A 9,908-nucleotide genomic window follows, 5' to 3' on the forward strand; every position below is an offset into this window, starting at 1 on the left:
AAAAAAAACCAACATCATCCTGGGTAATTCAGATATTGGTGTAATGATATCGGCAGCCCACTACGGTGACAGTATCACCCTCTACCCAGTACACCAGGCGGTGCTCCTGCGTTATCCTGCGCGACCATAGCGGCTTTTTATGTTTAAGGGCTTCCGGCTTGCCGATGCCTTTAAAAGGTGTTTCTGCGGTATTGCGTAACAGCTCCAGAATCTTATCGCGGGTCTTCGGGTTTACCTCGGCCCAGTAGTCATAATCCTCTTTCGCCTTATGGGTAAAAACGACATTCATTTAAAAGTTCCGGCCGAAAGGTCGAAAGGTATTACTTCGCCGCGTTCGGCCTGCGCGATGCTTTCCATCAGGTGCGCGGCGTTCGCTGGATTGCTAAACAGGTGAAGCGTTTCCTGCATGGCAGACCATTCGGATTCTGCAATCAGAATGACATTTTCAGCGCCCTGCCGTGTGACCATGATCGGGGCGCGGCTTGCGCTTACCTCGTCCAGGACGGGCGCTAAGGTCTGGCGTAATTCGGTGCTGGTAAGTGTGTGCATAGTATTTCTCCGTATGTACATGATTCTGTACGTACGTATTATGGTACACATCCAGGAGCGGTGCAACCGGCACATTTTAACGACAGTCTCATGCTGGGGCAGCCGGGCGCGCCCTCCGATACAGTTAGTGAGAAATAAACAGCGTTTCCAGCCGTGTTAGCAGGTTACTGGCGCTGTAATAGTCCAGGCGGAAAGTGTCATTGCCGAGCGGATAAACCTGTTGGTTTTTCACCGCCGGAAGGTGGGCCAGAAAGCGGTTGCTCATTAGCCGCTGTTTGTCACTGTTATCACCAGCAAACAGCAGCAGTGTTTGGCCATTCAGTCCTTCAGCCAGGTTTTCACCGCTCAGTTGCACAATGTCTTTGCGTACGCCCTGGCTCTGGCTGCCATGCAGGCTGGCGGGAAGTTCGGCCAGAGTAAAGCCCAGTTGGTGCAGCAGTTGCCCCTGCGGTGAGGCGGCAGTCCACAGATTAGCTGACTGACCCTCCGGGCGGTAGACCAGCGCGGAGACGGGTTGAGCGGGTAATGCCAGCTCGGCTTTAAGCTTTTTGACTCTCTCGTCAAACTGCTTCACGGTGGCTTTGGCCTGCGCTTCATGGCCGGTGGCTTCACCGAGTTGTCGTGCCAGCTCCTGCCAGCTTTTGTCGTCATAGTTGACCACCAGTACCGGTGCAATGGCGGCAAGCTGATCGTAAAGTTTGAGGGCCGAATCTCCGCCTGTGGCCGACATGATAATCAGGTCCGGCGCTTGCCCGGCGATGGCTTCGGCGTTGGGTTCACCGATATACAACCGTTGCACGTTGCGCTCAGCCGCAATCTGGCTCCACTGATTTAAATACCCTTGCGCGTCAGCGATACGGCTGTTGGGCGTGGTCGCGCCGCTGGCAATAACCGGCGCGTCAATCGCGAGCAAAGTGCCGGTGACGGTCACGCTAGTAGAGACAATGCGTTGCGGTGGTTGGTTGAGCGTGACGATGCCGTGCTCGGTTTTAATCTCTCGTGGCCATCCCACCGAGGCAGCGATGCAAGTTTGCATCAGTAATGCCAAAACCGCCGCAGACAGGCTGAGACGTTGAAATAGAGTGTTCTTCATTAATTGCAATCCTTAGTTATTACATGCTGGTATCGCTAATTTCACAGCATGTTCACGCTTAGCATCCCAATCCTAAACGTACAAAACGTGGTTTACGTTTATTGACAGGCATAAATTCGTCAAGTAGTTTACCTGCAATAAATACAAATGATAATGGTTATTATATGCATTATCATTTTGTTAACAGGAGTGAACCAATGGATGCAACAGTGAACATGGTCAACCAGACAAATGAGCGACTCAGAGGCAGTGTTGATAACCCAGCAAATATTTCTCCCACGTCGGGTTTCTTCTTCACCTCACCATTTCGCAGTCTGGCTACGCAGGGCTGTTTTACTCGCCTGAGCCAGCCTGCCGCGGGCGGTGAATCACTCAATAGTGCGTTCCAGCAGGCGGTGCAGCAGGCATTTAGCCAGGCACAAGCGGCCGGAATCGCTAATCCAATCCTCTGCGGCGCTATTCCCTTTGATACGCGGCAACCTTCTGCGTTGTTTGTCCCTCAGCAGGTACAGTGGTTTGACCGGCAGCCATTTCTGCACCGCCAGATCCCTGCCGATGCTGAGTTGCTTGAGATGGTCAGCCAAACCGAGCATCCGGCGAAAAACGATTTTATGCAGATGGTGTCGTCGGCAGTGAAAGCCACCCGTGACGGCGCGCTCAGCAAGGTGGTGCTTTCACGGTTGTTAGAGATTGAGACCCGCCACTCGGTGGATAAACCGGCGCTGATGGCACGGATGATCGAGCAAAATCCGGACGGTTTCCACTTCCATGTTCCGCTGGAGCAGGGCGCGTTACTCGGTGCCAGCCCCGAATTGCTGCTACGTAAATTGGACAACCATTTTCACTCTACACCGCTGGCGGGTTCAGCCAAACGCAGCAGTGATCCTCAACAGGATCAGCATATCAGCCGTCAGTTACTGGCATCGACGAAAGATACCTACGAGCATCACATCGTCACGGAAGGCATGCGCGAGGTACTCGCCGCACGTTGCCGTCATCTGAATATTCCTCAACAGCCTGAGCTGCTTAGCACGCCGACGCTCTGGCATCTGTCCTCCCCGATTGATGGGGACGTGGCTGATCCGGCTGAAAATGCACTGTCGCTGGCTTGCCTTTTACACCCGACACCGGCGCTGTGTGGCTCACCGATGTCAACGGCCCGTGAGCTTATCGAACAGCTTGAACCTTTCGAGCGGGGTCTGTTTGGCGGCATTGTCGGTTGGTGTGATGCACAGGGAAACGGCGAGTGGGTGGTCACGATTCGCTGCGGAACAGTAGTAGACAGGCAGGTGACTCTTTTTGCTGGTGCGGGCATTGTGCCGGACTCATCCCCAGCCTCTGAATGGGCAGAAACCGGCACCAAACTCACCACCATGCTGCATGCATTTGGACTGAACCAAAGATAGGAAGTCGTCATGACTATTGCTTTTACCCGCTGGCCGGATGATCTGGAGCAGCGCTATCGCGAACGCGGTTACTGGCTGGATCTGCCACTGACCGATATTTTACAACGTCAGAGCGACAACAACGCTGTAGCGATCGCTGATTCAACCTCCAGCCTCAGTTACCGTCAGTTGGCTGCGCACTCGGACCGGCTGGCTGCTGCGCTGCAACGGCGTGGGCTGAAGTCCGGCGACACGGCACTGGTTCAACTGGGGAATGTCACGGAATTCTATGTGGTGTTTTTCGCGCTGCTGAAAATCGGCGTCGTGCCCGTCAATGCGCTGTTTAGCCATCAGCGCAGTGAAATGAGTGCCTATGCCTCGCAGATCCAACCCGCGCTGCTGATTGCTGACCGCGCCCATGCGCTATTTGCGGATAATGTTTTTGCCGAGGCTTTTATTACGCAGTACCCCTCGCTGCGGGTGATGGCGCTGCTTAATGCGGCGGCGGATGAAGAATATTCGCTGACGGCCTGGATTGCCGAAGATGCCGATGACTTTCACGCCACGCCGACCCCGGCCAACGAAGTCGCCTTTTTCCAACTCTCTGGTGGCAGCACAGGTACGCCGAAGCTGATCCCGCGTACCCATAATGATTACTACTACAGCATCCGGCGCAGCGTAGAAATTTGCCGTTTCGATGCTCATACCCGCTATTTATGCGCATTGCCAATTGCTCATAACTACCCAATGAGTTCGCCCGGCGCGCTCGGCGTATTTTTTGGCGGCGGCCAGGTCATTCTGGCCAGCGACCCGAGCGCACAAGTGTGTTTCCCGCTGATTGAACAGCACGCTATCACGGTCACCGCGCTGGTTCCCCCGGCGGTGACGCTGTGGTTGCAGGCGATGAGTGAATGGGAAGCGCATCCGTCTCTCGACAGCTTGCAGTTGTTGCAGGTGGGCGGCGCAAAACTGAGTGAAACGCTGGCGGCGCGCATCCCGGCGGAAATCGGCTGCGCGTTGCAGCAGGTATTTGGCATGGCCGAAGGGCTGGTGAACTACACCCTGCTGGATGACGATGAGCGGCACATTTTCACTACGCAAGGCACGCCGATGTCACCCGATGATGAAGTCTGGGTTGCTGACGAACAGGGGAATGCGTTACCTGTCGGCCAGACCGGCCGCCTGATGACGCGTGGGCCTTATACCTTCCGCGGTTACTATTTAAGCCCTGAACATAATGCCGAAGCTTTCGACCCACAGGGTTTTTACTGTTCAGGCGATCTGATTTCCCTGACCGAAGACGGCTATGTGCAGGTGCAGGGGCGGCTGAAAGATCAGATCAATCGTGGCGGCGAAAAAATCGCGGCGGAAGAGATTGAGAATCTGCTATTGCGCCACGCCAGTGTGATTAACGCCGCGTTGGTGTCGATGCCTGACAGCTTAATGGGCGAGAAAAGCTGCGCATTTGTGGTGACTCACTCAGCGTTCAAACCGGTACAACTGCGCCGCCATCTGCGTGAGCTGGGCGTCGCGGAATTCAAACTGCCCGATCGCTTTGTGCGGGTTGACCGGCTACCGCTGACACCGGTCGGCAAGGTGGATAAAAAACATCTGCGCGAAACCCTGGATACGCAACTCTCAATGGTTGCACCAGAACAGACTGAGCCTCAGGGAGAATAATTCATGGCCATTCCAAAACTCGAATCCTACGCATTGCCTGCGGTGAGTGAACTGCCCGTCAATAAAGTCAAATGGACGGTTGAGCCGCAGCGCGCAGCGTTGTTGATCCACGATATGCAGAAATATTTTCTTAACTTCTGGAGCGAAGATAGCCCGCTGATTCAGCAAGTTGTAGAGAATATTGCTAACCTGCGCCGTTACTGCAAGTCAGTCGGGATCCCGGTTTTTTATACCGCTCAACCCAATAATCAGAGCGATGAAGATCGCGCGCTACTCAACGACATGTGGGGACCGGGGCTGAATAAACATCCTGACCAGCAGGCGGTGGTGGATACACTCGCTCCCGACGCTGATGATCAGGTCCTCGTTAAGTGGCGCTACAGCGCATTTCATCGTTCACCGTTGCAGGATATTTTGCAAGAGAGCGGCCGTGACCAACTACTCATCTGTGGTGTTTACGCACACATCGGCTGCCTGACGACGGCCATTGATGCCTTTATGCGCAACATTCAACCTTTTATGGTGGCCGACGGTCTGGCTGACTTCTCCCGTGACGAGCATTTGATGGCGCTGCGCTATACCGCCGGTCGCTGTGGGCAGGTGGTGACGACCGCCGAACTGTTGCCGGATACCGGCAGTCAGGGCATGGCCAGTAAAGCGGCATTGCGAGCGATGATTTTGCCATTATTGGATGACGATAGCGGCGACATCGCCGACGATGAGAACTTGATCGACTACGGTCTGGATTCTGTGCGTATTATGGCGCTGGCGACTCGCTGGCGTAAAATCCGCGCTGATATCGATTTTGTCGCGCTGGCCAAAACGCCGACCCTTGATGGCTGGTGGCGGCTGCTGTCCGGGGAGAAAGTGTAATGAGTACGGTATGGGATTTTAGCGGTAAGCAAGTTTGGGTGACCGGCGCGGGGCAGGGGATTGGTCTGCACACCGCGCTGGCGTTTCAGAACGCGGGCGCGACAGTGACAGGTTTTGATAAAGCGTTCAGCGGCGAGACCTATCCATTTCGTACGCAAGTGATGGACATCACCGACAGCCAGTCGGTGATGTCTGTTTGCCAACGGTTGTTGGTTGAACAACCGGTGCTGGACGTGCTGGTCAATGGCGCAGGTATTTTGCGCATGGGCGCGACGGATGACATCAGCGACAGCGATTGGCAGGAGTGTCTGGCAGTGAATGCGGGCGGGGCATTCAACCTGTTCCGTCATACGCTGCCGGTATTCCGCCGCCAAAAACGCGGCGCGATTGTCAGTATTGCCTCCAACGCTGCCCATGTGCCGCGCGTCGGGATGTCGGCCTACTGCGCCTCGAAAGCGGCGCTGCGGAGCTTGTGTTTAACCGTCGGCCTGGAAATGGCCCCGTTCGGCGTGCGTTGTAATCTGGTGTCGCCGGGCTCGACCAATACGCCAATGCAGCAGGCGATGTGGCAAACGCCCGACGCCGAACAGCGCACCATTGCCGGATTTCCCGACCAGTTCAAACTGGGGATTCCGCTCGGCAAAATTGCGCTGCCGCAGGAGGTGGCCGACGCCGTGTTGTTCCTGGCCTCCGACAGCGCGAGCCATATTACGATGCAGGATATGGTGATCGACGGTGGCGCGACACTGAGTGCCTGACTCATTTATTACCGCCGTCGAGTGGCTGAACCTGCCGCAGGCGGCGCCGTTTCCGGGTAAAATTGCGCGCTGTCACTTTGCGGTGACAGCCTATTGCGACGCGTTGTTTGCGGAGCTTGGCGTGGTTTTCCCTTCCTCCTTACTCCGCGCCGTACCCAAACGACGCGCTGAGTTTTTGGCTGGGCGCTATCTGGCGTCGAGGGTTTTAGACTCACTCGGCTACCCGCACTTCACTATTGAGATCGGCGAGGATCGCGCACCGCGTTGGCCGCAAACCGTCAGAGGTTCGATCAGTCATAACCAAGATACGGTGCTGTGTGTGGCGCAGCGTTACGAGACTTCACCGCCGTTGGGCGGCGTAGGTATTGATGTTGAAACCTTGATGGAAGAGCAGCAGGCGCTGGATTTTTTGCCGATGATTGTCAACGGCGCGGAATATGAACGGCTTCGCCGTCACCCGCAGCTCTCTCTTTCTGTATTACTGACTTTAACCTTCTCGGCGAAAGAGAGCCTGTTTAAAATGCTCTATCCGCAGGTGGGCAGGTTGTTTGGTTTTCTTGACGCACAGCTCGTCTCCCTGAATGAAGAGGAATGCCGCTTCACGCTGGAGTTAACCATGACGTTAAATGAGCGTTTGCGTGCCGGAATGCGCTTTGAGGGCGTCTATCAGTTGCGTTGTCATGACATTCTCACTTTCCTTTATTACTGATTCAGACCGCGATGATGGCGAGCATCACCAACGCTTCATGCAACATCATAAAGGGGAGATAATTCCTTCCTGATACTGGAGATGCTGAAAAATTCATGTCTCTGCCTTTTCAGCCGATACACTGGTATCACTCCTTTATTTTCAGAGATCGTTATGAAATACATCAGCGTTCTAGTGGTGGCTGCGGGCATCAGCCTTCTGTCGGGTTGTTCAAGCATTGATAAACCGGTCGGTTCTGCCACCTACCGCCCGCTCAACGCCAGCGGGATCAAAGGTGAAGCGAGTTACACCTTGTCCATAATTGCTCCGCTTGAACGTAGCCGCCGCGAAGATACCTTCAAAAAAATCTATGACTTTTGCGGCGGAAAGTACGACATTTTGGGTGAAAGCAACGACGGACGTGAAGTTCACCTGACGTTCTTATGTACCAAAAATTTGGTGCCATCTGGGGCTATTTATATTAACCGCTCCAATGGAACCACCTGGTAATCGCCCGCACCTGACCTTCGCACCAGCGTCAAAACGGCAGTATTGTGAGTGAATGTACATATGGTTACTTACCGACACCATTCACTCACTTACTTCCCGCCTACAAAAGCTTAATCTTTTTTCAACGGCCCGGCAGTGTAGGGCATACCTAAACAATAAAACGCAAAGGAATTAAAATGAAAAAAGTATTAGCTCTGGTTGTTGCTGCTGCGATGGGTCTGTCTTCTGTTGCGTTCGCTGCTGAAACTACCGCGACGCCAGCACCTGCTACAACGACTGCTGCGGCAGTTAAAGCTCCGGCTAAACATGTTGTTAAAAAATCACATAAAAAACCTGCTCAGAAAGCGCAGGCTGCTAAGAAACACGTGAAACACGCTAAGAAAGCGGCTCCTGTTGCTCAGAAAGCGCAGGCTGCTAAGAAACACGTGAAACACGCTAAGAAAGCGGAGAAAGCGCAGGCTGCTAAAAAACACGTGAAACACGCTAAGAAAGCGGCTCCTGTTGCTCAGAAAGCGCAGGCTGCTAAAAAACACGTGAAACACGCTAAGAAAGCGGCTCCTGTTGCTCAGAAAGCACAGGCTGCTAAAAAACACGTTAAACATGTGAAACACGTTAAAAAAGCGGCTCCAGCTGCAAAAAGTACTCCAGCAGCATAAGTCAAACAGTGGGGTGAGTAATATGACTCCCCATTATCCTGACTGATGATTAAACACCCGGCTTGCCGGGTGTTTTTGTCTTCCGCTTTGGCCTGAGGTATTGAACCATGATGCTGCATCGATACCGGTTTGAAATCACCCTGAGTGGACTGATCCTTTGCGGTTTCATCACCATCACCTTCTATTTATAACGCGCAAAAAACAGCCTATCCCTATGGGACGTCCTGCCCACGATGTTGTCATGGTCTATCAGAGACCCGGGAAAATCAGACTTCGAGAGTAAATAACCTTCTGAAGGCCAGTTTGCCGCTGGAGGTGATGTTGACTTCCCGGAAGCCCGGCACGCGGGTTAACCAACCTTTTTGTTCGCAGTGGGTGAAGAACGCTGCACCCGCATCTCCGCCGAGGTGAAAACGTCGTTCGCTCCAGTCGAGGCAGGCGCAGCAGGCTTTACGCCTTGTCTTTGTATCCAGAACAACGCCTAACGCTTGAAACCTTTTGCGGCCTTCAGGCGTCATTGACGTACCCTCAGAGTCAAACCATCCTTCATTGACCATCACGTCATAGATCTTAACGGCGACTTCACCGGCCAGATGGTCGTAACAGGTGCGGGTGGTTCTTAACCCCATCGGTGCGCGGGTTTCCGGAGGCACGATCCTTTTCCATGACACCCCCATCATCGTCTCAATCAATTCGGCAATGTCATGTCCCGCCAGACGATAATAGCGGTGCCGTCCTTGCGAAAGGCAGGTCACCATTTTTTCATTGAAAAGCCGGGACAGATGCGCGCTGGCCGTCGAAGAGGCGATATCTGCCACTATGCTGAGCTCCGTTGCTGTCCATGCCCGTCCATCCATTAAAGCGCAAAGCATTTTGACTCTGGAGGGATCAGACATCGCCGCCGCAATGGCTGATATTGAGCGTTCGAGTGAGTCATTATCTTCAACCGGTTCACGTTTTTTAAGCATGTTTACTCACCCTGAACGGCCCACTTTTCGGTTAATTGGCGCGCGATAATATCATTGTCCGTAATGAGGATGAGTTGATTTGCATGGTCACTGTATTGCGTCAGGATGTTGATGCCTTTTTCAGCCAACGCTGCGGCTATTTCCCCCAACTCGCCGGGGCGTTCCTGCTTGAGTTTTCGGATCAGAGGCCGATGAATTTTTCGCACCTCAATACCTGCGCTTTCAAGCGCGAGCCTGGCTTTCAGGCCATCTTCAACCAGAAAATGGGCGTGGCACTGTGAACCTATTGTAAATAGGCCGCCGCCTTCAAGTCCCACGCCATTATGCCCGAGGGTTGCGCCTAAAAGGGCCAGTTCACCCGGCACATTTTTCAAAATGACATGAATATCATGCATGGCTTAACCTCCTGTTTTCTGATGAGTAATCTCTGACAACATGCGCAATGCGGATCCGGTAAAAGGAAAATACGGATTCACGTCCTTCAGCTTGTGCCGCTTTGTGAAAGATATTTTTCTTCCAGGCAAGCACCGACTCTTCATCTTGCCACCACGATAACGAAAGGATTTTCCCCTCCGTCGTCAGGCTTTGGAAACGCTCTATAGAAATAAAACCGGCTATGTCAGCCAGCAGGGGTTTTAATTCGGCAGCGAGCTCAAGATAGCGCGCTTGTTTAGCCGGAACGGTATCCGCCTCGAAAATCACTGCGATCATCATTCTTCTCTCTGGTGTAGGAATGAGCATCACTTTA

General features: G+C 53.6%; 14 protein-coding genes. 8 read left to right on the top strand and 6 right to left on the bottom strand.

From position 1 onward, the window contains the following. Positions 1–28 precede the first annotated feature (28 nt). The 3 genes from IEV89_RS00475 to fepB form a co-directional block, all read right to left on the bottom strand. Entirely contained in the window at positions 29–289 is a 261-nt protein-coding gene (locus IEV89_RS00475; RefSeq protein ID WP_188469341.1) for a Txe/YoeB family addiction module toxin, read from the bottom strand. Further along, positions 286–549, bottom strand: a complete 264-nt coding sequence (locus IEV89_RS00480) for a type II toxin-antitoxin system Phd/YefM family antitoxin (RefSeq protein WP_188469343.1) — start codon at positions 547–549, stop codon at positions 286–288. Before IEV89_RS00480 ends, IEV89_RS00475 begins: the two co-directional genes overlap by 4 nt. 124 nt (positions 550–673) lie before the next feature. After that, entirely contained in the window at positions 674–1,642 is a 969-nt protein-coding gene (gene fepB, locus IEV89_RS00485; protein WP_188469345.1) for a Fe2+-enterobactin ABC transporter substrate-binding protein, read from the bottom strand. 197 nt (positions 1,643–1,839) lie between these two features. On the opposite strand from fepB, the gene IEV89_RS00490 reads away from it, so the two are divergent. The 8 genes from IEV89_RS00490 (at position 1,840) to ydgU (ending at position 8,383) form a co-directional block, all read left to right on the top strand. Next, positions 1,840–3,048 carry an isochorismate synthase gene (locus IEV89_RS00490; protein WP_188469346.1) on the top strand — a complete coding sequence of 403 codons (1,209 nt, stop codon included), beginning with the start codon at positions 1,840–1,842 and terminating at the stop codon, positions 3,046–3,048. Positions 3,049–3,057: 9 nt separating this feature from the next. Then, entirely contained in the window at positions 3,058–4,707 is a 1,650-nt protein-coding gene (locus IEV89_RS00495) for a (2,3-dihydroxybenzoyl)adenylate synthase (protein WP_188469348.1), read from the top strand. A gap of 3 nt (positions 4,708–4,710) precedes the next feature. Further along, the gene (locus IEV89_RS00500; RefSeq protein WP_188469350.1) at positions 4,711–5,580 is read left to right on the top strand and encodes an isochorismatase family protein; all 870 of its coding nucleotides are present in this window, start codon (positions 4,711–4,713) and stop codon (positions 5,578–5,580) included. Continuing rightward, positions 5,580–6,338, top strand: coding sequence for a 2,3-dihydro-2,3-dihydroxybenzoate dehydrogenase (dhbA, locus tag IEV89_RS00505; RefSeq protein WP_188469352.1), 759 nt, complete (start codon positions 5,580–5,582; stop codon positions 6,336–6,338). The genes IEV89_RS00500 and dhbA overlap by 1 nt, the downstream gene beginning before the upstream one ends. Beyond that, positions 6,331–7,047 carry a 4'-phosphopantetheinyl transferase family protein gene (locus tag IEV89_RS00510; protein ID WP_188469354.1) on the top strand — a complete coding sequence of 239 codons (717 nt, stop codon included), beginning with the start codon at positions 6,331–6,333 and terminating at the stop codon, positions 7,045–7,047. The genes dhbA and IEV89_RS00510 overlap by 8 nt, the downstream gene beginning before the upstream one ends. Positions 7,048–7,200: 153 nt before the next feature. Beyond that, the gene (locus tag IEV89_RS00515) at positions 7,201–7,536 is read left to right on the top strand and encodes a hypothetical protein (protein WP_188469356.1); all 336 of its coding nucleotides are present in this window, start codon (positions 7,201–7,203) and stop codon (positions 7,534–7,536) included. Between the two features lie 176 nt (positions 7,537–7,712). Beyond that, positions 7,713–8,192 carry an acid resistance repetitive basic protein Asr gene (asr, locus tag IEV89_RS00520; RefSeq protein WP_188469358.1) on the top strand — a complete coding sequence of 160 codons (480 nt, stop codon included), beginning with the start codon at positions 7,713–7,715 and terminating at the stop codon, positions 8,190–8,192. 110 nt (positions 8,193–8,302) lie between these two features. Continuing rightward, a complete protein-coding gene (gene ydgU / locus IEV89_RS22100; RefSeq protein ID WP_460527186.1) occupies positions 8,303–8,383 on the top strand; it encodes a small membrane protein YdgU in 81 nt (26 codons plus the stop codon). Between the two features lie 75 nt (positions 8,384–8,458). Here ydgU and IEV89_RS00525 read toward each other — a convergent pair whose 3' ends face one another. The 3 genes from IEV89_RS00525 to IEV89_RS00535 are packed head-to-tail and all read right to left on the bottom strand — an operon-like array spanning position 8,459 to position 9,871. Beyond that, positions 8,459–9,160, bottom strand: coding sequence for an ArsR/SmtB family transcription factor (locus tag IEV89_RS00525; protein ID WP_188469360.1), 702 nt, complete (start codon positions 9,158–9,160; stop codon positions 8,459–8,461). 2 nt (positions 9,161–9,162) lie between these two features. Beyond that, positions 9,163–9,555 carry an amino acid-binding protein gene (locus IEV89_RS00530; protein ID WP_188469362.1) on the bottom strand — a complete coding sequence of 131 codons (393 nt, stop codon included), beginning with the start codon at positions 9,553–9,555 and terminating at the stop codon, positions 9,163–9,165. After that, the gene (locus tag IEV89_RS00535; protein ID WP_188470308.1) at positions 9,548–9,871 is read right to left on the bottom strand and encodes an antibiotic biosynthesis monooxygenase family protein; all 324 of its coding nucleotides are present in this window, start codon (positions 9,869–9,871) and stop codon (positions 9,548–9,550) included. The genes IEV89_RS00530 and IEV89_RS00535 overlap by 8 nt, the downstream gene beginning before the upstream one ends. Positions 9,872–9,908: the final 37 nt, after the last annotated feature.

Source organism: Hafnia psychrotolerans (genome assembly GCF_014639435.1).
GTDB lineage: Bacteria > Pseudomonadota > Gammaproteobacteria > Enterobacterales > Enterobacteriaceae > Ewingella > Ewingella psychrotolerans.